The sequence below is a fragment of the Scytonema sp. PRP1 genome (assembly GCF_036697665.2).
GTDB classification, from domain to species: Bacteria; Cyanobacteriota; Cyanobacteriia; order Cyanobacteriales; family Nostocaceae; genus Kalymmatonema; species Kalymmatonema gypsitolerans.
In genome coordinates this window covers 21356-44699 of record NZ_JBAHYJ020000072.1, presented here as the reverse complement: position 1 = coordinate 44699, position 23344 = coordinate 21356, and the positions used below count along the sequence as shown (strand labels likewise).

Annotated in this window: 14 protein-coding genes and 3 pseudogenes; 5 read left to right on the top strand and 12 right to left on the bottom strand. The window is 42.9% G+C overall.

Annotation, left to right across the window (positions count from 1 at the left end; genetic code table 11):
- Window positions 1-219: 219 nt before the first annotated feature.
- Window positions 220-882, top strand: a complete 663-nt coding sequence (gene cobO, locus V5G28_RS15655) for a cob(I)yrinic acid a,c-diamide adenosyltransferase (RefSeq protein ID WP_332996960.1) — start codon at window positions 220-222, stop codon at window positions 880-882.
- An 80-nt stretch (window positions 883-962) separates the two neighbouring features.
- On the opposite strand, the gene V5G28_RS15650 is transcribed toward cobO, so the two are convergent.
- From V5G28_RS15650 to V5G28_RS15625, 6 genes are all read right to left on the bottom strand, one after another.
- Window positions 963-1730, bottom strand: coding sequence for a hypothetical protein (locus V5G28_RS15650; protein ID WP_332996958.1), 768 nt, complete (start codon window positions 1728-1730; stop codon window positions 963-965).
- A gap of 823 nt (window positions 1731-2553) precedes the next feature.
- Window positions 2554-3537 (bottom strand): RNA polymerase sigma factor, RpoD/SigA family, encoded by a 984-nt coding sequence (locus tag V5G28_RS15645; RefSeq protein ID WP_332996957.1) that lies wholly within the window; start codon window positions 3535-3537, stop codon window positions 2554-2556.
- Between the two features lie 621 nt (window positions 3538-4158).
- Window positions 4159-4395 carry a hypothetical protein gene (locus tag V5G28_RS15640; RefSeq protein ID WP_332996955.1) on the bottom strand — a complete coding sequence of 79 codons (237 nt, stop codon included), beginning with the start codon at window positions 4393-4395 and terminating at the stop codon, window positions 4159-4161.
- Between the two features lie 456 nt (window positions 4396-4851).
- Complete coding sequence (locus V5G28_RS15635; protein WP_336230874.1) at window positions 4852-4992, bottom strand: hypothetical protein; 141 nt, start codon at window positions 4990-4992, stop codon at window positions 4852-4854.
- Between the two features lie 496 nt (window positions 4993-5488).
- Complete coding sequence (locus V5G28_RS15630) at window positions 5489-7219, bottom strand: ATP-binding protein (RefSeq protein WP_332996951.1); 1731 nt, start codon at window positions 7217-7219, stop codon at window positions 5489-5491.
- A gap of 132 nt (window positions 7220-7351) precedes the next feature.
- Window positions 7352-8149, bottom strand: coding sequence for a glutathione S-transferase family protein (locus V5G28_RS15625; protein ID WP_332996949.1), 798 nt, complete (start codon window positions 8147-8149; stop codon window positions 7352-7354).
- Window positions 8150-8784: 635 nt separating this feature from the next.
- Between V5G28_RS15625 and V5G28_RS15620 the strand changes: the two are divergent.
- Window positions 8785-9671, top strand: a pseudogene (locus V5G28_RS15620) (fasciclin domain-containing protein).
- A gap of 107 nt (window positions 9672-9778) precedes the next feature.
- On the opposite strand, the gene V5G28_RS15615 reads toward V5G28_RS15620, so the two are convergent.
- Window positions 9779-10051: a hypothetical protein gene (locus tag V5G28_RS15615; RefSeq protein WP_332996945.1), complete on the bottom strand. Its 273-nt coding sequence runs from the start codon at window positions 10049-10051 to the stop codon at window positions 9779-9781.
- Window positions 10052-10184: 133 nt separating this feature from the next.
- Between V5G28_RS15615 and V5G28_RS15610 the strand changes: the two genes are divergently transcribed.
- The gene (locus V5G28_RS15610; RefSeq protein ID WP_332996943.1) at window positions 10185-14075 is read left to right on the top strand and encodes a hypothetical protein; all 3891 of its coding nucleotides are present in this window, start codon (window positions 10185-10187) and stop codon (window positions 14073-14075) included.
- A 93-nt stretch (window positions 14076-14168) separates the two neighbouring features.
- Here the strand turns inward: V5G28_RS15610 and V5G28_RS15605 are convergent, their stop codons facing one another.
- The 4 genes from V5G28_RS15605 to V5G28_RS15590 form a co-directional block, all read right to left on the bottom strand.
- Window positions 14169-14303 (bottom strand): hypothetical protein, encoded by a 135-nt coding sequence (locus V5G28_RS15605; RefSeq protein ID WP_332996941.1) that lies wholly within the window; start codon window positions 14301-14303, stop codon window positions 14169-14171.
- A gap of 60 nt (window positions 14304-14363) precedes the next feature.
- On the bottom strand, window positions 14364-15539 hold the full coding sequence (locus V5G28_RS15600) for an MFS transporter (RefSeq protein WP_332996939.1): 1176 nt from the start codon (window positions 15537-15539) through the stop codon (window positions 14364-14366).
- 223 nt (window positions 15540-15762) lie between these two features.
- On the bottom strand, window positions 15763-17265 hold the full coding sequence (locus V5G28_RS15595) for a phenylacetate--CoA ligase family protein (RefSeq protein WP_332996937.1): 1503 nt from the start codon (window positions 17263-17265) through the stop codon (window positions 15763-15765).
- An 89-nt stretch (window positions 17266-17354) separates the two neighbouring features.
- The gene (locus tag V5G28_RS15590; RefSeq protein ID WP_332996935.1) at window positions 17355-17696 is read right to left on the bottom strand and encodes a hypothetical protein; all 342 of its coding nucleotides are present in this window, start codon (window positions 17694-17696) and stop codon (window positions 17355-17357) included.
- Between the two features lie 460 nt (window positions 17697-18156).
- Here V5G28_RS15590 and V5G28_RS15585 point away from each other — a divergent pair, with 460 nt between their 5' ends.
- Together V5G28_RS15585 and V5G28_RS15580 are read left to right on the top strand one after the other, a co-directional pair.
- Window positions 18157-19932, top strand: coding sequence for a serine/threonine-protein kinase (locus V5G28_RS15585; protein WP_332996933.1), 1776 nt, complete (start codon window positions 18157-18159; stop codon window positions 19930-19932).
- Between the two features lie 134 nt (window positions 19933-20066).
- Window positions 20067-22339: pseudogene (locus tag V5G28_RS15580) on the top strand (protein kinase domain-containing protein).
- Between the two features lie 215 nt (window positions 22340-22554).
- Here the strand turns inward: V5G28_RS15580 and V5G28_RS15575 are convergent.
- A pseudogene (locus V5G28_RS15575) lies at window positions 22555-22819 on the bottom strand (RNA-guided endonuclease InsQ/TnpB family protein); the annotation flags it as partial.
- Window positions 22820-23344: the final 525 nt, after the last annotated feature.

Here is a 23344-nt window from a genome sequence, read left to right as displayed (position 1 = left end):
ATGCCTTGGGTAGTGTAACGGAAGCTGCAATCAAATGGCATGTAAACTGAACGGTTTAGTTTAGTTGTTTTTGTAGCGATTGTTCACAATAGCATCTGTGCGAAAGTCATATCGCCTTGAATAACAAGAATTCTGTTTCCCGCAATTGAGTTCGCTTGCTTCAGATTGACTGTTTTGGTTCATGCTAGTAGTAATGACACTGAATTCAATGCCAGCGCCATGCAAACCGATGAAACTTGGGCAACGACTAGTGATGTAGCTGTTGGGGAGAATTCCTCCCTGACGTCAGAACAGTACCGCAAAAAGATGGAGCGACGCAAACAAGTGCAGGAGGTGCGAGTTACTAATGCCTCTACTGAAAAAGGGTTAATTATCGTAAATACTGGTAATGGCAAGGGAAAAACCACGGCGGCGCTAGGAATGGTGTTGCGTGCGCTTGGTCATGGTTATAAAGTCGCGATTATTCAATTTATCAAAGGAGCTTGGGAACCTGCGGAAAAAAGAGTTTTCAGTATTTGGCAAGATGATTTATTAGAATTTCATGCTATGGGCGAAGGCTTCACTTGGGAAACCCAAGACCGCGATCGCGATATTGAAAAAGCTGTCGAAGCTTGGCAAAAAGGATTAGAATATATCCGCAACCCAGATTTCAAGCTGGTGCTGTTGGATGAAATTAATATAGCTCTTAAACTTGCTTATTTAGGAGTTGAAGAAGTTTTAGCCGGGTTGGCTCAAAAGCCACCTGACAATCATGTTATTCTCACCGGCAGAGGCGCTCCTACGGCATTGATTGAACAAGCCGACTTGGTGACAGAAATGTCTCTCATTAAGCATCCGTTCCGCGATCAAGGCATTAAGGCGCAACCAGGAATTGAGTATTGACAAGCGGGTAAAATTGTGTATTAGAAATTGTCGGTTATTTTTGATTTCCTACTCCCTTACGGGCGCAAGGCATTACACCCCTACTGACTGATACCGCTTTGACACATTTGTAAAACCTGGCGATCGCTAGCAGCCATTCCATTGACCGGATAATAATCTTGGAGCGTTACAGAGTGGGCATAATTACTGGACTCATCATCCATGACCCGAGGCAATGTATTGTTTGTCGCCACCTGAGTAGGGCTTTTATCACCAGGGTAACCTGTTACCGTCATTGCCAACTGTCCTGAGGACTGGAGTGTGCCATTAAAACAACTAAACTCAGAGCTTGGCATATAGAGCGCACCAATCACTTTGCTCTGCCGTTTCTCAAATATGATATAGCCTTGCCCGAGTTCACCTGATTTTGGCGATTGACCATAAAGGTAAACACCATCTTGTTGGGGAAATTTAGCTCCAGCAGCCGCAGCTGTGGCTTTTTTGGCAGATGTTTGGGGTTCTACAACCTTTGCTGTGGTTGTTGTAGAGACGATTTCTAAATTATTTGGTTGAGTGATATTTGGTTGAGTGACATGACCTAGAACACTCACTGATTTTGTCAGTGCTTTGCGCAAACGGGCTTGCTTGTCCCCACTGAATTCTGAAGCAGGCGAAGGATGACTTTGCAACCAAGTGTAAGTTGGTAACTGAGAATCTGTAGAGGACACCGTGGATGGATCAAGGTATGCAGTTTGGTTACTGAGTACTGGTTTCGGAAAATTAGCAACAAAACCAAGGATGAGAAGTCCGCCTACAAAGGGGATTCCTAATAAACTTGAAGAAACAAACTTTTTGATGTTGTTAGCCACCCTACTACTCCTGTAAAAAAATTATCTGGGTTTTCTACAACTTACTTACAAGTTACCGAAGTATTGATATATAAAGGCTCCGTCAATGGTTTGATTTATATTGTCTGGAGAAATCTTTGCCAACAAATAAATTTTTCATTGAATTTTCGGCGATGATCTTAACCTACCATTATTCGTTCTATTCGCGCTTCACCCCTAAGGTTCACCCCATAGGATGATTGTTTTGAAAAATGAAAAATGAAAAAGAAAACCTAATTTTTAGCATTTTTCTTGTTGATTATTTAATTTCAAAAACAATTAACACCTTTTTGCTAGAGTCATCTCTCTAATGTATGAACAAGCTAAACTACACAAGCAATTTTCTTGATTCCGAATTTCGTCGAGAAATTTTGGCAAAAATAACTGAATATAGGGAAGTAGGGGGAAATGGTAACGCATGACCAACAAAGAACTCAGAATTCAGGACTCAGGACTCAGAACTGAGTAGAACTTACGCACTATACGAATTTACCCATATAGATATTGACAATAGGTTGTTTTTGCCAGCAGCTTATAGGAAGCTGTTGGTTTAACTTTAAGCTGCAATTGTGAAGAACTTGGGAATTTTTAAAGACAACCCTCAAAAATTCTCTTGTCTTAAGTTCAAACTTAACGAGCGTCCCGCTGTACCAGGCTTGATATAAGCTCACACAGCAAGTGGATTCATCTGTGGAGGTGATTGTGAGTTCTGTGTTCTGTGTTCTCCTCAAAAAAAATCGCCCCCTGAATTCAGGAGGCGCGTCGCCATGATTCATTCAAGACGTAGCAATGCTACGTCCGTAGATTAGCTAGCAACGTATTCTTTAACATTGGCACGACGACGACGCAGATGAGCAAGGGCTTGATGCTCTAACTGACGGACGCGTTCGCGGCTAAGGTTCAACCGTTCGCCAACTTTCGCCAAAGACATTTCGTTTCCATCCAGTAAACCAAAGCGCAGGGCTAAAACTTCTCGCTGTTGCGGGGTAAGTTCTGCCAACATATTGTTTAAGTCTTGGCGCAAGAATTCCTGGGTGGTGTAATACTCTGGTGATGGTCCTTCATCTTCGAGCATTTCTTGCAGTTCGGTATCTTGGTTATCGCCAACTTTTACATCCAAAGATACTGGCTGACGCGCCATGTTGAGGTACTCGCGGATTTGCGCTGGTTCTAACTCAAGTTCTTTGCCAATTTCCGCAGGAGTTGGCGATCGCCCCAACTTCTGAGCCAGTTCACGCTGCACTTTTTTGATTTTGTTCAGCTTCTCGGTAATGTGGATCGGTAAACGAATCGTACGACCTTGCTGAGCGATCGCCCGCGTTATCGCTTGACGAATCCACCAGTAAGCGTAGGTTGAGAACTTATAACCACGCGTTGGGTCAAATTTCTCCACACCCCGCTCTAATCCTAGTGTTCCTTCCTGGATCAGATCCAGAAACTCCATGTTCCGCTTCTGGTACTTCTTGGCAATGGCAACAACTAAGCGCAAATTCGCTTCAATCATCTTCTGCTTTGCGCGCTTGCCTTGGTGTACGATCTGTTTGACCTCAGTCTCAGATTTGCGAACATGAGCAGCCCATTCTTCTAAGCTAGGTTCCTGGCGTAATTTCTTCGCCAAAGCCTCCTTAGCATCCAGGAGCGTCATCATTTGTTGTACCTGCTTCCCAAAGACAATCTCTTGCTCACGGGTTAGCAGCGGTACACGACCAATCTCGCGCAGATAGGTTCGCACCATATCAGCCGTGAATTTGGCGTTAAGGTTTTCGGTTTGGGTATCAACAGTAGGCATTGGTGCGTTTTCCTCTACTCCGTAAACAAAAATTAATACTTAATAACTAGGGCGGATTGGGAAAGTTAGTACACGTAATACGCATCCAGGGGAACTATCACAGAGAAAATTGATTTCTACAGAATTTGTCAAGACGGTTACTCTTTTCGATAGGTTCCCCTACCTTCCCTAAATTTTGAAATCGTTTATAACCATACTGGTTTGTCTTCAATAATTTTTTTAATCCTTAAATCGCTGATGGCGAGAATCATAATACGAAGTCAGTATGACTTCTAGATCTTCTATAGTACGATATATCATGTTAATCGTAAAGTACTTTAGTTAAATCTTTCTATTATAATGCAAATCAATCTTATTGTACGAAGAGTCTAATACTCATTTTGAAAAGTTACACTATCTATAGTGACTCTAAAATCCCGTAATCATTCCTCCATCTATAGCCGGATAACCGAACTGAAATGGTTCTCATCATGGAGGGATGTCACGAAATCTAGAAATCGGGAATTGGAAATTGAGAATTGGTAGTTGAGATGTTTTCTCCCTTAACCTGGGTTTAGAGCTATCACTTTTTTCACCAAAGACTCAATAGCCGAAAAGGGCGCTCCAGGCTTGAGAGCCACTTCAAAAGCCATGTAAGTATCTATGCTCGTAAGTTTTGAGCCAGTTCCAACTCTCCTTTGAACCGAGATACCACTTCTGACGTAAGGCAAAATAGTCTTCAAGCAGCGTATATAGCAGCCACACACGACGGTAATCAGCTTCAATGTCTCGTTGGGAGATGCGCTTTAACATCTTGTAGCACCAAGTGCGCCGCAGTTGAATTTCGTTTGCTGATAGCGCCGCAGGATTCAGTGGCAAAGAACTCGTCTACTTGCTTGAGCAAGTTTTGCCCGAAACCTTCCCGTTGCAATACTACGCCCCCGAGAATCTGCAGGAAGGAACTATCTACGATTATAACATCTTTCTGGTTATAGATGAAAATATCTAGATAGTTATTATTCCAGAAACGGGCATCCCGCAGACTCAAAGCCAGTTTGTTTAACAGCAATCAGGTCGTAGTCATGCTTGAGCGGTGTGTGTACGTTTAGCTGTTGAACCGTACAAAATTACAATATGGCATCCGTGAACGTTGCAAAGTTCATCAACCACTGCTGCAAGAATTTTGTCATCCTTGAGTTGATGCGCGGTAGCTGGACATAATTACAGAGTTTGTTCAACAAGTGGTCATGGGTACGTAATTGCGCCCAAGCGCGACTAAAAACCTAAATATCAACTACGAATTACCCACCCCGATTACCAATGTTAGACCTTTTGTTACTCCCATCGCCGACTGCCTATCTTTATATCTTTTTGAAGAGTGATGGATAAGTTACTGGTTGGTTGTCCACCTAAGCTAGCGATCGCACTTTGAAGTTCCTCTTGGAGGATCGCAACACCTGCGCGAAAACCAAACACTTTTTGAAAGCCAAATGTGTCTCCTATTTTGCGTTGAAAAAATATATTTTCACCTTTTTTGAGCAAATGCGGAGACAGGTTTTGTCTGTATAGCCGCGATTTCTAATCGCCTGGATACATAAAAATAAGCTTTTCAAACATCCTCTTAAACAGCCCAAATGTTCCTTACTACATAATTGCCATCGCGAAAACTTAAACCGAGACTCAGCGCTCCTTTGTCTTGAAAAGTTTCCTAGGTCGGGAAACCCCTTCGGGTATCTCCTATGCCTGCGGCACGCCAAGGGCGAACGGAGACGCTACGCGTATGCCTAGCGGCGCGCTTTGCGCTTACGCCAGTTGCCTAGGTCGGGAAACCCTCCTGCAGCACTGGTCTCACCTCCTGCAGAACTTTTCGCTGCGTTTACCGAGCGCGCTCCTGGTGCGTTTCAAAACATTACGAATTCATGAAATACTGTACTTAGCGACTACCAATTGTCAAATTTCAAATCGAAAATTTCTAAAACCCGAGATCCGCTTTGGCGAGTTGTGCTGCGGCGAAGACTTCTTCATCTGGCTTTTCTTCCCAAGCAGTTTCGCCAATTTCTTCATAGAATTTGATATCGTAGGGACGCGTACGCACAACCACCGGCATGGGAACGGCGTGACCTAAAATTAAGGCTTGCTGCTTAGAGTCCAATTTTGCCAACACAGACCGCAAGGCACCTCCACCAGACACGCCTGTAAAAATGGCTTCAATGTCTTTTTCATCGTTGAGTAAGGCGGTGATGCGAGTGCCAATCTGGGACATAACTTCATTATCTATCCCCGAGGGACGTTGATCAACTACCAAGAGCGTTACGAAATATTTCCGCATCTCGCGGGCAATAGTACCAAAGATTGTACTTTGTACTGTCGCTGGGTCGAGGAAACGGTGCGCCTCCTCAATCGTAATCATCAATTGCGTTGGTTTATCGTTCGGATTTTTTGTTTGTAAAAACTTTTCTGCCTTACTGACATAGTGTTGGTGAATCCGCCGGGTAATCATGTTGGTCACCAACATATAAGAAAGCATATTCGATTGAGACCCAAACTCTACAACAATATTCTTCCCAGCTTCTAGGGAACGCAACATTTGATTGACGTAATTTTGGGGACACGCCGCACGCATATACTTTAAATTTTCCAATCGCAGGAGTTTGCGCTGCAGTGCGGTAATTGAACCTTGGTGTCCTCGCTTCTCTTCACAAAAGAGTTTGATTTCCTCATTGGTCATATTTATGAGTTGGAGAATCCAAGACTTGCCAAACTCAGCGAACAAAATATTGGCGTTATCCAAACTCGCTTCCGAAAGTCCTAAATCACGACTGCATAACTTAATATCTTCGACTTCAATTTGGTCGTAACTTAAGTAGAGTTCTTGAGCGTGAGAAACGCCTCGGCGCTTGGTGGATTCGGGATCGAGAGTGTAGACTTCAACAAGACTAGGAAAGAGCTGTTTTAAACCTTTAACAGTGCTAAATTGTTTCCCTTCCGAGACGGCTTCCCAGCCATACTCTGAGTGCATATCAAAAATCAAATTCACTGCAGCATTTTTGCGGATTGTCCCAGCTAAGAGTAACCTTGTTAAAAACGATTTGCCAGTTCCTGATTTCCCAAAAACGCCGTTGCTTCTTTCTACAAAGCGGTTTAAATCGAGGCAAACTGGTACCTCCATATCCAGTGGTTGACCAATGGAAAAATTTTTCCTTTGAGGATCATCTTCCCAACCGAATACCCGACGAAAATCTTCTTCGGAAGCTTCATAAACTTGGCTAAAGTGGCTGGGAATCGTTTTCACTGGGAGCAGTTCCATTGTCGTGCTGGTTTGCGGCTGAAATGATGCCAAACCTGTCGCCGATGGAACAAAAGGATTTGCAGATTTGCCGTTTGTTGGAGAAAAAGATTCTTGAGATTCCGGAGTAAACATCAACATAGGCGCGAGGTTGATGGTACCGTATGTGCCGCCTCCTGCTAAAATTTCTCGTAAAAAAGTATCTTCCCAATTAGGAGGATTAGCAATAATTCTTTGGTTGGCAATTCCTAACGCTACGTCTGTGAGCATGCAGAAAAAACGCGATCGCACCCCTTGGACAACTAAAAATTTACCCACCCGCATATCTTCTACCGAAACATCGGGGTGCAATCTAACTTCTAATCCCCCTGTGAGAGAGCCTTGTATAACCGAACCTAATGGAGCGTCCAAATTCATTTCATTAATCACATAGTGATGAGCTTTCTCATATGTTGCATTCTAATTGTACAAGACAAAATTGGCGACAAAAGTTTTGTCATTTGTCATTTGTTAAGAACCAATAACTAATGACTAATGACTATTGACTCATTACTCAATTTGAATTGAAGTAGGCGCATTTGGACTTGCTGTGGTGGTACCACCTATGAGTGGTCTGCGATATTGCGCATAGAGGCGATCGCGCCAAGCAAAGAACGGTTGGTAAGCTGGATTTTCAGCCAATACGGGGACTCCTTTGCCTCTGATGGTTTCTGGTAAATTTAGATAGGGACCATCCGGGAACTTCAGCAATATCGACAAACCCGCCACGGCAAAGTCAGCTAAGGTCGGTTCATCTCCTACTAAATAAGGGCTATCTGCCAACAACAGCACAAGCGCTTCCAAGTCTTGTTTCAAGTCGGCGATCGCGCTACGTATCGCATCTGGGCTATAACCCACCCCTAAACCCAAAACTGTCAGTACGTCGCTGGGTACTCCTTCTACCAGATTTTTGAGCACATCTGGTGTGTTGGTTGGGAGTAAGGACTTGCGAAAATTCTGGTTTTGACTAATGGCAGAAAACAGTGCTTTGCGACCTTTGACCCCAATTGATTCATCCGCCCATTCTTCTATTAATAAACATACACCCCGCTTTTTTGGATCGGTTGGTATCAAAGGGCGTTCTGGATACTGTGAGTCTAAATACTTGGCTATTTCCGTTGAATCCGCTATATATCTACTACCGTCCTTCAAAACTGGTACTTGACGCTGACCAGTCAACCGGAATAGTTCTACCTGTCCAATCCCTGGCGTCACCTCGATTTTGCGGTATTCCAGCCCTTTATAATCAAGGATCAGGCGCACTTTTTCTGAGTATTGAGATAATTCAAACTGGTATAATTCCAGCATTCTTCAGTTCCTATAGGTGGTTCCCTTATAAATTTTACAATGATGAAAGCAGAAAGCCCACTCCAACGAGCGTGTGGGACGCTACTCGCCTGCACTGGCTTCTCCGTCGGAGAGCGCACCGCGAGTGAATGCGTAGCACATACGCGGTGCTGCTCATATGTTTTCTAATCAATTGCTCAATATATTCACTTGCGCTTATTCCTTTTTCTTTTGGCTGGAATTATGCAATTCTGCCGGAATTTTCATTTTCCGGGAACAGAATAACTAATTCAATGGTCTATAAATAAATGTTTTTTCCAATTCAACTATATTTGATATAGATTTTTATGTGGGTGGTAAATTATAGCGAGTTTCAATTTCATGGAATACGTTTTGAAAGAACAAGAGAACAAGGCAACACAGAATTCATTCTCATTCCCTCGCTGATGAGTTGAGGAATATTATTTGCCCTAGCTGCACTTCATTCATGCCTTGAACCGCTATAAACTCATCAATAGGAAAATGTTCAAATTTTTCCAAATTAATATATTGCTTATTTGTGACAAAAAATCTTACTTCTTTAGTTAGATTTTCTGTCTACCATAATGATATAAATCATTATGGTAATGTGTGGAAATTAAAGCCAAACAAAGTTTATGAAGGTTGAATACAGCAATTTGCTGACCAAGTTGGCTGGCATAGTAGGAGTAACGGGCATTAGTCTCCTTATGGGTCTACCTACTGGAGCAAGCGAGATATTAAATTCTAATCCTGGTATTTTCAAGGAAGCAGCGTATAGTGATGCTCAACGCCTATTAGTAAATGCAGGTTATTCTACACCTAGTGAGCTTGCACTACAAGCTACATCCAAAAAAAACCCAGCTAAAAACACAACAGTGGCACAAGGACGACGAGGAGTAAACCCCAGTCCTAGTATTTTACAGGAGTGTCCTTATAACCGTGCTGCTTGTCCAGGTGGAGCTGGGACAAGTCCTTCTGTGGCTCCCACATCTCCCCCTGGAAGCACACCCACCCCGCCTGGAACAGAAGTACCTACAACACCAGGTACACCCACAACACCAACTACACCCACCACACCTCCTGCACCTGGAGCGGGTACAAGTAGCCAAAACTTGGTAGCGGTTGCAGAGTCCAACGGTTCCTTTACGTTTCTAACCAAGGCTTTAAGGGCGGCTGGACTAGCAGAAACCTTGCAAGGCAAAGGTCCTTTCACAGTCTTCGCACCTACCGTGATGCAGCATTTGCCAAACTGCCACAAGATGCGGTACAAGATTTGTTAAAGCCGGAAAATAAAGAAGTCCTGGTGAAGATTTTGCAATATCATGTGATCTCAGGTTCAGTATCGTCCGGTGATTTGAAATCTGGAGAAGTGAAAAGCATTGAAGGTGGTCCGATTAACGTCAAGGTTGATCCCAGCGCTGGGGTAACAGTGAATGATGCTAAGGTGGTTCAGCCTGACATCAAAGCCAGCAATGGCATTATTCATGTGATTGATAACGTGATTTTGCCTCCTGATTTGTAAGTTGTAAAGGTACAAACTGTAACAAAAGTAGGTTGTAATTAATTTTTTGACAAAAGAAATCCGTTCAAATGATAATTTGGACGGGTTTTTTTACAGATTGGCAATGCTTAACTGTCGTACAAAAATGCGTAACGTTGCAATGTAGCATCAACTTGAAGCTGGATCTCTTTGGAGTTAGGGTTTTTCAGCGCTTCTAGAGCCTCAAGCACCGCACGCTCATGATAAATGATTTGTCGGAGTCGTTTTATGGCATATAGCTGATACATATCTGAAGGATACTGTAACTCACCCAACAGATACATTTTGTAGCGTTCCAGAAAGTAGTTTTCAAACGCCAGAGTGCGATTGCCCAAGGGGCACTGGCGGAGCCAATCGCCCAACTCCAAAACTGCGATCGCATTGTCGCTTGACCCAAACTACACTTGCTGTTAAAGCTTAAGAAATTGACAAACGCAAAATCTACAGTATATGAATTTATAGTTTTTACTAGCTTACATACATCTTTAACATGGCATGATTTTTAACGTTTTCTCACCTCAGATTCAAAGCTTGGATAGCAAAGAGCTTGTCGAACTGCTGAAAAAATTGCTATATGCCGAAGCTCAGTGCTCTGGTATCAGTCTGCGTGGAGTTTCAGTACCCCTTCAGATTACTGTTCCCGATGGAGGAGAAGATGCACGAATTTCATGGGCTGGTGGTCTTGAACGTACAGATTATTTACCTTCTAGATTTTGTATATTTCAGGCAAAAGCTACCGATCCGGGACCAGCAGGCTGGAAAAAAGAGGTTTGGACAAAGGGTAGTCAAAAAAAAGGGGCTGTACGAACGCTGAATGAGGCGATGACAAAGGTCATTGCTGAAAATGGTTCTTATATCGGTTTCACATCTGCCGTGGTGATTGGAACCAAATACGATGAGCGAATTAAAGGTATCAAACAAGGTATTCGAGATGCTGGAGCTGATCCCAATCAATTAAAGAATATTGATATTTATGACGCGAATAAGATTGCTGATTGGGTGTCACAACACCCAGCGATCGCACTCTGGCTTAATGAGAGGCAGTGTGGGCTTAGTTTAAGAGGTTTTCAAACAGTTGAAAGATTGGGTAGAAAAGCTGATATTGCGTTAATTCCACAGGTCGAAGACAAAGCAAATCGTTTTCTGATTGGAAATAAAAAGATTCTCAGCCAGCTAGAACGCGAAGCTCCTAGTGAGAACTCACTTACTTTCGAGAAAATAAAAGAACGAATTGCAGACTATCTAGCCGAGTCTAAAAAATTCGTCAGGATTTTTGGTCCATCAGGTGTGGGAAAAACTCGGTTTGTATACGAGGTATTTAGAGATAGAACCACTATAGCGAAGATTGCATTAGCAACATCTACAATTTATTGTGATTTCAGGGACATTGGTCGTCAGATTTTCCAAACGGCTCAGAGTCTCTCAGAATCTGGAAGTTCTGCCCTCATTATTGTGGATGAATGTCCGCGTGAGACTGCTGCTCAACTCTGTGAAATCGTGATGACGGAAGGTAGCAACCTCAGAGTTCTAACGATTGGCAATGATAACCAACCTATCGAAAAAGATAACTGCCTCAATATCTCTGTTGCTCCTGCTGACGACACTCTTGTTGAGGGCATCATTCGACAACGCTACCCAAAAGCTGATGACTCAGATATCAACTTTATCAAGAATCTAAGTGGCGGGTACCCACGCATTGCTGTGCTAGCAACAGATAACTATTCAGAAGGAGCACCAATTCTGAAATCTGTCGAAGATGTTGTAGAGCGCATCCTCACAGGTTGCGGCATCAATCGAGTCGAACAAGTTCGAGCGATCGAGTGTCTTGCTTTATTCAAGCAAGTAGGTGCGGATGAAAATCTCAGTGATGAGATTGACTTTGTCGCTGAAAATTTAGCTCGACAAACTGGTGATGAGATGTATGAATATTTAGCTCATGCATCAAAACAACATCTTGTAGATCATCGTGGTTGTTATTTCATAGCCCAACCTCTCCCCATAGCTGCTTTTCTTGGAGCCAGAAGGCTGGATTTACTACGTGTAAAAACTATTCTTAACTTCATAGAAAATGCACCTCCAGCGCTACGTGCGTCTTTCCTAAGTCAATGGCGTTATTTTGATGTTTCAAAAACAGCCGCTATAGTTGCTCAACGGCTTTTGGCAAGAGATGGATGGTGCGGCTCGTTGGAAAGATTGAGTACAGAGCTTGGTTCACAGTGTCTTAATGCTCTGGTACATATTGATCCTGATGGCGTTGCCGATGTTATCCGGTATGTATATGGAGATCTATCTATAGATGATTTGAAAGAAATAGTGACGAGAAAGCAAAATCTTGTGGAAGTGTTGGAAAAACTTGTTTTCCGAAAAGGATCGTTTTACGTAGCAGCACAACTACTCATGCGACTAGCTGCGATCGAAAATGAAACTTATTCAACTAATGCAGCTAGTCGGTTCAAACAACTTTTTCAATTACAACTGAGTGGAACTGAAGCTGAGCCTTCTGAAAGGTTTGCAATACTTGATCAAGGGCTGTCATCTGGTGATGAGAGAATTATTTCAATTTGTATTGAAGCATTAGACAAAACTTTAAAGCAAGATTACATTGTTTGGTCTAGAGGCTCCGAATTAATAGGGAGCCGACCTCCTCTTAAAGATTGGAATCCAAAAAACTGGGATGAAATTTTCGATTTTTATAGAAATGGTCTTCAAAGGCTCACGAATATTCGTACTAACTATAGAAAATTTGCAGATAAATGTGAGAAGATTCTTGCTTCTCATATTCGAGCATTACTCTGTGAAAATCTGTTTGGCGATATTGAAAATATCGTAAAGGATATTGGAAAAGAGAAAGGCATTTGGCTTGAGGCTATTGAGGGAGTTGGTGATTGGCTCTATTTTGATCGAATGAAAGCATCAGAAAACTTCTCCCAAAAAGTTAGAAAGCTTTATGACGATCTTATGCCGACAGATCCAATCCAACGAGCCCTTCTCTATACGAAATTTTGGTCGGCGGATATTCGTAATCCCGATTTGAGTTATGACAGAGATAATAGCTCCACCCGAGATTTTGAATACTCATCCAGGAAAGCAAAGGAAGTTGCGGCTGAAATTGCGGTAGACAAAGAGCTTACATATCGTGCCATTCAAACAATGGCTAAAGAAGAACTGAATAATGCATTCCCGTTTGCCCATGAGTTAGCAATGAAATTGGAAGATCCGATAGATGCTTTTCAGGTTGCAGTGAACGAGTTTGAGGCATCTATCGACCGAAAGGGAATACAGTTTCTCCGTGGATTACTTGCTGGTATTGATAAAAGGGGAACAGAAGCTGCGGGTAAGTGTATCCAGATTGCTCTTAAATCTGACGCTCTCAAGAATCAGATGGTAAATGTATACACCGCCGTTAAGATTTCTGTTGAAAGACTTAATGAAATTGTTCAGAGTGTAAAAGAGGGAAGTATTCCTGCAACAGTATGTGTGTATTTCTCATATGGGAAGGGATTGGACAACCTCAGTGCCGAAGATATCCTTCCTTTAATTGATGAGCTAGCTTTTAATCACGGTTCGGAAGGTATATGGACAGCTCTCGAAATTATTTCCATGTACCAACACAACCGAGAGGAGCTTGACAAACAACTTGTCAAATGGATTAAACAACTGATTACTTCACACAGACTTCTTGAAAACGTTAGGGGCTCTGCAAGCGATGGGTATCTGTTTGAGGAGGTTACTCTCTTAGTTCAAAAACATTGTGGCATTGATGATGAATTCGCAGTTGGACTCAGCAATCAAGTTACACGGCTATGCCAAGTAGAATATCACAGGGTTTTCTTTGCACTAGATAGTAATTTCCGAAATATCATTAAATTATTAGTGAAAGAGAAACCAATTTTGCTGTGGGGGACTTTATCACGTTTTTTTGAGATTGCAACTCCATCAGAGGTTCATTACTTAAAAGCTCTTGTTGGACCACGACAACACAGGTTTGATGGAGAGTCTCCTAATAAAGAAGGCATATTATTCGGTATTTCCGACGCTGAATGTAGAGAATGGGCTAAAGTTAATCCAGAAATTCGTGCGCCGTTCCTATGTATTTTTTATCCTATGCTTGAAATAGACAAAACAGGTAATAATAAATGGCACCCAGCTTGGGAAAAGCTTACTCATGAATTTGGTGCATTTCAAGAATTTCGCCAAGCCTTAGAAGATCGTCTTTATCCCAGTATATGGTCAGGCTCAATTCCACACCTTGAGATGTATTTGATGCTCCTACAAACATGGTTTTATCACCCAGTACCTGAAATGTGTTTTTGGGCAAGGGATGTGAGCCGTTCACTAGAAAAGCAAATAGCCAGGGAACGTAATCGAGAAGGAAAAAATTCATAGCGATCGCAGTCTCTCCCGCAGCAAATCTCGAAGCACTATCGATAGAGACAGTGCTTCTGTCATTGATCAACTTTAAATCTACGGGCAATCCGTTCAAGGGCGATCGCGTAGCCTCCCGTAGGAAATCGCCCCTTGCCAGAAACGCGATCGCGAAGCGGGCGCTCTGCGCCATCGCCCTTTGGGCGGCTCCGGAGGAGCATCGCCTACTTCACATTTTCCATCAACCATTGTTCCAAATCTGGCAGGCTCTGAAATTTCAACAGAGCGAGACTGAAGCTTTGACGCGAATCACTTCCACCGCGTCATTACCCCAAAGGTAATGACAGCCAAAACCAGCATGAATCCTCCTGCTAAACCATAAGTCGTACCCAAACCAACCGATTGACTTAAGGGCTGACTGATGATAGGTGAAATGAACTGACCGAGGAAAAAACAAGTCGTCAATCCGCCTAACACTCGACCCCGCGAGACAGCAGGAATGACGGAGGTTAAACAAACATTCAGGTTTGGCATCAACAGTCCTAGTCCGAAACCACCAACTGCTAACCCAACAAGAACGATTCCATATGCCGGAGCAAAACCGATGATCTCATACCCGATGCCCATAAACAAAAAGGCGATCGCGTAAATATTAATGAATGACAGACGTGCTTTGATGCCCTGATATCCAAAAGCAGTCGCAGAATTGAAGAGCGTGCATAAGGCGATCGCCAATCCACTCTGAGAAGCATTAGCATTGCTCAACTGTTGGAGAAAGAAGGGCAATTGCACTGGTATCATGTAGAACACCACCTGGGTGACAAAAGCAATTCCGTAGGTTAGCACCAGCAACACCCACGGAAAATCACTTGGTTCTGGTGGTGTATCTTTGAGTTGAGTTGAGGAATTGCCTGTGCGACTAGGTTCGGGCAAAAGCAGGATAAAGGGCAAAAGCACTAAGGCAACCAGGTAAATTAAAAACGGCATCCGCCAAGAGATATCTGCCACAAAACCGCCGACAGTGAGGAAAATCACGCCCCCCAAACCCATAAATGCTGCCTGGAATCCCAGAAACTGGGCGCGGTTTGCACCAATGTAATAGTCAGCAATCAGAGTTGTGGCTGTGGTCATAATCCCCGCTACACTCAAGCCCAGCAGCGCCCGTCCTAGTAGAATAATTCCTATGGAGTTCAATACAAAGCCTGAGCTACCAGCCAAACCATACACAACCACAGCTATGCTCAGCAATGGTTTTCGTCCAAAGCGATCGATGATGAGCCCTGCAAAAGGAGCGCCTATTGCAATGCAGAGTGCTGGAAACGTCAAAACCAACCTCACCCAGTAGTCCACATTTGCGACACTGGCAAAATGCTCGCGCATTGCAGGTAGTGAAGGTGCGATCGTTGCCCCTGCCATAACAGTCAGGGTGCTTGTGGTAAGCAGAGTTGCTTTGACCAAGAAAGAATCAGTTTTTGGCTGCCGCATAATGTAGTGACATAATGGTGAGGTTTTTCTGTTATGGCAAGCCTAGTAGTTAACGCTTGAACACTTTAGTAGCAATGTTGCTGAATATACCATAACTCAGCTGATAGTTCTTGTATCTACTTAATGTCAAGGTTGGAATTGATTTTAAGGCTTGCCGCTCACCATTGTCTTTTCTTTTCTTGCTAAAAATATCCTAATATTGCTAAGTTGCTGCAATTTCGCACTACTTACGCGTGTAGCGGTGCTTCACCCCAACGGGGAAATATTCTGGATCGCCTGTTGGCGCTAATGCAACTTGTGGCATTTGGTATTCTGGGGGAACGTAGTTCGCAAATTCGCTGTTAAGGCGCTTGAGTTGGGTAAGAATGGAGGATGTTATGGCTTCCGTTTTATCTTCACTATCTTCCACGCCTGGTGCTAACTCCACAACCACAGATAAAAATCGGTTCTTGTCTGCATCTTCCTGCACTTGCAACACGAACTTACCCGTCACCCATTCTCTAATGACTGGTTGCTCTAATCCCACTGTCACATTTTCTGGGTAAATATTCGCTCCAAAGTAGGACACTGTAAAATTAGAGCGTCCAAAAACGTAAACGAAAGGTAGCTGACGAACGCCTCTTCCACCCTGATTTTGTAACTCCGCCACTGGATCGAAGCCATATTTTGCCAAAAATTCGAGCATGGCATCGTAACTAACTATTCCCCCACTATCTAAGATGTTATATCGCACGAGGGGAATGCCATTGTCTCCAGAAAATAATAATGTGCCATCTATCACTTCAAAAAAGCGACTTACGGGGTCATATTGTACCAGTGTAGGTAAACGAGACTCCCCGAACAAGGCACGCGCTGCCTCTGGGTGATTTGCCAAAAATCGCCGAATGCAGATACTTAAAGGGGTTTCGTTACCCAAAACACCCGCGTCTGCCGTGCCATAGAGTGATACTGAGTCGTAGCAGGAATGTTGGGAACCAACTCTTTCACCCACCAAACTACGCCATTCTTCGCTAAAGACTTCTCCCGCCATAACCAACTTTATCTGATATTCCTGCCACTCAATACCACGGGCAATTCCAGTATCAATAATATCTTTAAGAAACGGAGGATATCCTAACAGCACAACCTGTTCAAAATCCGAACCAAGTTCCTGCACGACTCGAAAGATTTCTTCTTTATTGTTGCCGGGAGTCACCACAGTGATAGGATAACCTTTGCTGCCAAGATAGCGACAGCAATTGGTGGTGTACATTCCACCTACCCAGGTTCCTAGACTAAAACAAATTACAGCTAGAGTGCGTTTAGTATCTGCATAAAAACTGTCATGAAATACCTGCTCAAAACGCGTAGCAATTTGCATTTCATCTGCAAAAAAACGCGGCCAAAATGTGGGTTTTCCTGTGGAACCAGAGGAAACAGCTATCATGTCGCACGTTTGTAACTCTCCGTGACGGCACAATTGGGCTAAAGGATAACGTAGCAGGTAATTTTCTTTGGTGAGTTGCGGTAATCTTTGGAAATCGTCAAAGGTTTGGTATTGATCAGGATTTACCCCATGATGTGCTAAAAAATCTTTGTAAGCGGGTACAGTAGCAGCCATATAGTGAAATAATGCCACTACTGTTGAAGTATCCGTGTTGAGATGCTGTTGTAGTAGTGTTTCTAGGGGTGTAGTTAAAAAGTCTTGAAATGCCGTAATTGCACGCTGCTGTTTTTCTGCTTTCATTTGCAAAAATCTGAGTATTTTTCTCTATTTTCTCCTTGTTTGCGAGGATTGCGACGTAGAATGTGCGATCGTTACCTAGATATACTCATTTAAGTGCTGTGAGTAGATTCCCCAGCAACTGTTATTTCTTTGTCCACCTTACCATTTTTGTTTTGCACGGTAGTGTGTTCTTGAGCTGTAAAGGAAGTTCCGTCTTGATTCCCATTGTTTCGGGGTGCTTGAGCAATACCCGCTCCTGCTGTTATTGCACTACTCACGACTCCCAGTATGGCAGCCCATTTCTCACCACTTAATTTTGAATTTGGAACGGCTGAAGCTACCGTTGCCACCACCATTATTATGGCTGCTAATCCAAAGCATACTATAGGATAAGAAGCTTTTGTTAATTCAACTTTTGCTTTCGTTAATTCGATTTTTTCACGTTCAGTCATTGGAAAACCTCTTTTATTTTTTTTAAATATCAAACTCACGTCATCTATTTGGGTTGTTATAAATTTTTATTAAAGTTATTTTTTATAAGTCTTACTTTATTGTTTCTACGTTCAATAAATATTGAGGAGCTTCTCAACATTATTGAGAAATTGATATTGATGAACTGAGTTCTAACACTTTATTCAAATGAACAAGAGGTATTTCCAGAAATCTCCCAATTTTTTTCTTGAAGCAAAAACAAGGAAAGTATTGTTGATAAACCCTATTTTGTATAAAATATCACTAGTATTATTAAAATATCTTGATTATTCTTCAATTCTATAAAAATGCAATATTAGGTTCTCCCTCACCCATAAAAAAGCAGGGCAAAATAATAAGGATAAAGGGCGAGATATGCGTAATCGCGGCTTTCCACTTTGTAGCAACTTAATAAAAACTTTTTATTCATCCTTCAGCGCTATGGATGTTTATTGCAGCAAACAACACGTAAACAATGAGAAGAACCGCTTTTGCACTCAATGCGGTGAGCCGTTACCTCTTGCGGTAGGGCAAATTATCGATAAAAAGTATCGGATTATACGTCATTTGGGTCAGGGAGGCTTTGGACGCACTTATTTAGCGGAGGATTTACATCAATCGCAACTACAGTGCGTGCTGAAGGAATTTGCACCCCAAGTTGAAGAACAGCAAGATTTAGAAAAAGCTAAAGAACTGTTTGAACGAGAAGCAAGTGTGTTGAAAAAACTTCAGCATCCTCAAATTCCACGATTTCACGCCTCGCTACAAGTACAGTTGGCTAATAAAGATTTTTTCTTTTTAGTGCAAGACTATGTGGAGGGTGACAACTACTGGGATTTATTAGAAACCCGCAAAACTCAGGGGCAAACTTTTAGTGAGGAGGAAGTTGTCAAACTGCTGCAACAGATGTTGCCCGTTTTGTCTTACATCCACTTTCTCAATGTTATTCACCGCGATATTTCTGCTGATAATGTGATTTTGCGGCATACTGATAATTTACCTGTGCTGATTGACTTTGGTGGTGTAAAACAATTGCCAGCCTCTCAGGGTTTTTGGTTTACCCAACTCGGTGGAATTCGTACTCTTTTAGGTAAAAAAGGATATGCACCAGAAGAACAACTCCGGCAGGGAAAAGCATTTCCTAGTAGCGATTTGTACTCTTTGGCAGTGACGGCGCTGGTGTTATTAACGGGACAGGAACCGCAAAAACTCTACGACAGCTTTGAGGGAACTTGGCGTTGGGGAGAAGAAATCAAAGTCAGCCCCAAACTAGAAGCTGTGTTAAAAAAGATGTTGGCTTATAAACCAAGCGATCGCTATCAAAAAGCCGATGACGTTCTCAAAGAATTACAGTCTCACATTCCTGCAGCCGAACCTGTAAATACCAAACCTGTAAATACCAAACCTGTAAATACCAAACCTGTAAATACCAAACCTGTAAATGCCAAACCTGCAAATACTTATATGACAAAGCTTAAGACAATGGTCGTTGCTCCTGGGCGAAAACATGTCAATACCGTTGTCGGCAAGCTTCATAATAAAACTCAAATGGTTGCTCAAGCGCTGCCTTTACCGATTTGGCTTCGTCCTTTTGCTTTCAGTCTTGTCAGTACAAGCGTCATTGTTTTAACTTTGGCTGGGACTTGGGCAATCGTAAATGTCGTTGTTCAAGCTGTATCATCTATTTCTATACCAACAATATCATTACCTAAAATTCCAGGAGGCTCAGATTCTCCTGAAGAACCAACTGTTAGCAAAGAAACAAATCGCAGCAACGAAATTATGCGTCGCCGTCAGCAGCTAGAAATTCCACAAGTATTTTTTATACAAACGGTAGATAAAATTTTTTATACTAAAAATCCTGGAGCTAAAGGACGGACTCTTACAAGTAATTCAGAAGATACTGCTTTACGAAAAGAATGGTACGCGATCGCCGACGACTTGTTGAATAACTTAGAACGGGCTAATCTGAACACCTCAGCGCGTCGCAACCTGGGAAACTACAGTGCGCGAGACTACGACAAGTGGAGACGTCAAGCACAAGCAGGACAATTGGGTAACTATACCATCGACCAACTCAACAAAGACACAAACAAAAAATTTGATAGATTGTTTCCGGGACAGCGACGCGGGGATGAGAAACTGGATAAACAAACATTTGGTCAAATATGGTATGCCCTTGCTGCGGAGCAAGTCAGTAAACTAGATGCCAACTAGGAGTAGGAGGAGTGAGGGAGTGAGGGAGTAAGGGAGTGAGGGGAGAATAATTTTTGACTAATGACTAATGACAAAGATGTACAGACGCGCTGAATGAAAGCGTCTCTACAATTATTGACTAATGACTAATGACTATGAATTCTGCTTATTGCTCCAAAGGACACGAAAATCCAACTGGTAGTCGCTTTTGTCTACATTGCGGCGAAAACTTGGAGAACCCGGTGAATCAAGGTATTCATGGCGGGCAAACTTTGGGTTATGGGGCAGATCGCCCGTCTGTTTGGGGCGATCGCTATCTTATTTTGCGTCAATTGGGACAAGGAGGTTTTGGACGTACATATTTAGCTGAGGATATTAACCGCTTCCGCGAACTTTGTGTTTTAAAGGAATTCTCCCCTCAAGTTCAAACGCCTTACGTTCTCCAAAAAGCTGAAGAACTGTTTCAGCGAGAAGCCAGCGTTCTCTACAAGCTGCAACATCCCCAAATTCCTCGCTTTCGGGAACTTTTCCGCATGAACTTGGCTGGTAAAGAATATTTATTTCTGGTGCAAGATTATGTAGAAGGGGAAACTTACCGCTCTTTATTAGATGCTAGAAAACAGCAAGGTTTGCTGTTCACAGAGGCGGAAGTACGTCTGCTATTGCAACAAATTCTCCCTGTTTTGGAGTATATCCATTCTATAGGAGTGATTCACCGCGATATCTCTCCAGATAACTTAATTTTACGCACGCCCCAAGCTCCCCCTTACCAAGGCGAAATAGAGGCGGGTATGCCAGTGTTAATTGATTTTGGTGGTGTCAAACAAGTTGCTGCAACAGTCGTTTCGCAATATTATCAACCCGGTGCTGCTGCTTCCCCACTTCCAACGTTATTAGGTAAAGCAGGTTACTCTCCCCCAGAACAAATGCAAACGGGGTTAGTTGAGCCTCATAGCGATTTGTATGCTTTAGCAGCAACGGTACTCGTTCTCCTGACAGGCAAACAGCCTCAAGAACTTATAGATAATTATACCCTTACCTGGCAATGGCGACGGGAAGTTAACTTGAGTCCAACTTTCGGGATGGTGTTAGATAAAATGCTATCGCCAACACCAGCACACCGCTACCAAAGCGCTCATCAAGTTCTACAAGCACTGATCCCGTCGCCTGTGGGCTATCCTCCACTACAGCAGATTTCCCCTCCAACACCGCCACCGCCACAAACAGAACAAACCCTAGCGGTAGCCTCATCCCCTCACCCCCCCGACTCCCCATCCCCCACTCCCACTCCCCCACTCCCTCCAGAAGCTGGTGGACACCTGGTAAAATCATTGTGATAGCAATGGTAATGGCTACTGCTGTTGGTGTGGGTATGTGGGGAGCAGCTCAATTGCTTGACTCATCTTCACCCATAATCTCATCTGACGATCCAAAACTTCCTCGAGAAGAACAACAGCGCAAGCAAAGATTAGATAATCGGCGTCAATACTTAGGTATTAACGAGAAATTCTTCATTAGCTTGGTCAATCAAGTCTTTTGGGATAGAAATCCGAGTTTACGCAACCGCACCTTGACAGATAAGCCGGAAGATGCACAACAGCGGGCAGAATGGGATAGCATCGCAGGCGAATTGCTGGAAAAGCTGGCGGTACTGAGTTCAAACGCACGTAAACAACTGGGTAGTTTTACGCAAGCAGAACGCGATCGCGCTAAAGTGGAAGTTAACCAAGTCAACGTTGGCAGCCGTTCTTTGTATGATTTAGGAGATGCGGCATTTTTCCAGCAATTTCCTGAACAGCGCGGCAAGAATTTTATCGATCAGCCTATTGGACAAGTCTGGCACGGATTTATCAGCGACAAACTCAATGCCATCCTTGCCGGCAGTGCTTTCAAGAAAATCGTTTTTGACAAAGGGGCAATTAGTACCAGAGTCAGTGGTACTCTTAAACCAGGAGAAGGTAAAGTTTTTATCGCCGAACTTGACGAAGAACAATTGATGAAAGTCAAGCTCAATGGGAATTCTAAAATTTTGCTTTCCGTGTATTCCCCTAGTGGAAAAGTGCGATTCTTAGAAGATTCAACACAACGTAGCTTATCCGTTAAACTTCCAGAAACTGGATTTTATGAATACGTCGTTGTTTCTACGGGGTCACAAACATCAAACTATACACTTGCAATCACAGCAGAAAATCCTGCTCCACCCCAGTCGCCTACACCAACTCCTACAGAAACTATTACACCTACATCCACACCAACTCCTACAGAAACTATTACACCTACATCCACACCAACTCCTACAGAAACCATTACACCTACATCCACACCAACTCCTACACCGACACCTACATCTACACCAACAGCATCGCCTACGCCTACACTGACACCGACACCTACATCCACACCCACGCCTACAATGACACCATCATAAGCAATACAAAATTCAAAATCGCCACTTTTTTCTCAGTACAAACTTAGTGTCCCAGTCCCTCTAACCACCTTTTTGTGCAACCCAACCACTGAAAGATAATGATGTTACTTTGGGACTGCCCGTCCCTAGCTCTTGCCCTTCGGGTGAGTTCTTCGGACACGCTACGCGAACGCCAGTCCACTCGGCGGCAGAGCCGCACGTGTGGCTGGACTCACAAGATTCAGAATATTTATCGCTGCGTTCACATCTCTATGAAGGTACGAACCACAACTATATTTATGGGTACGAGTTGAAAGAGATTTTTTCACAATTGCATCGCAATCCGAACACTTTTGAGATGTCATTCTAGGATTGACGGCAACAACTTGAGTATTGAAGTTACGAGCAAAATATTCGCTCCCAACGACGAAATAGAGTCCAAGCCGCATCATTGATTGACTTGGCAAGACAGTGATTCTTTACCATACCTTTGACATTTAAGGCGATCGCACAAGAAACCCAAGTTTACACCCTCGCTGAACCTCCGAAATTTTTTGGGCAAGGCGCGGTGAAACAAACAGCATAATTTGTAACCGATAATTAAAAACTCAATTATCGGCTACTCAGATACCCGACTTCTTAAAGAAGTCGGGTATCTTGTTGTTCACAAATAATTTAGGATTGCTGTATTATTGTGATTCTTTTTCAGTGATTTTCATTGTGACTTATTTAAGGGTATACCTGCGGTACGCTACCCGAACGCAGGCTATAAAGCCCCACCTATTAATTCAGGTATTAATTTAGAAAAAAATATGATAGGTACACCCTGTAACAAAAGTTAAATACACCCTGTAACAAAAGTTAAATACACCCTGTACCCGAAGAAGAGGACAACACCCTGTGACTGAAGAGGAATATCTAAAGTATGCAGAATTTCTTGAAATTTTTTTTCACTCTAAAGTAATATTTCATACCTACTACTAAAGACATATTGAGTTTCTTTTAAGGTGTAGCTGATAGCTAACC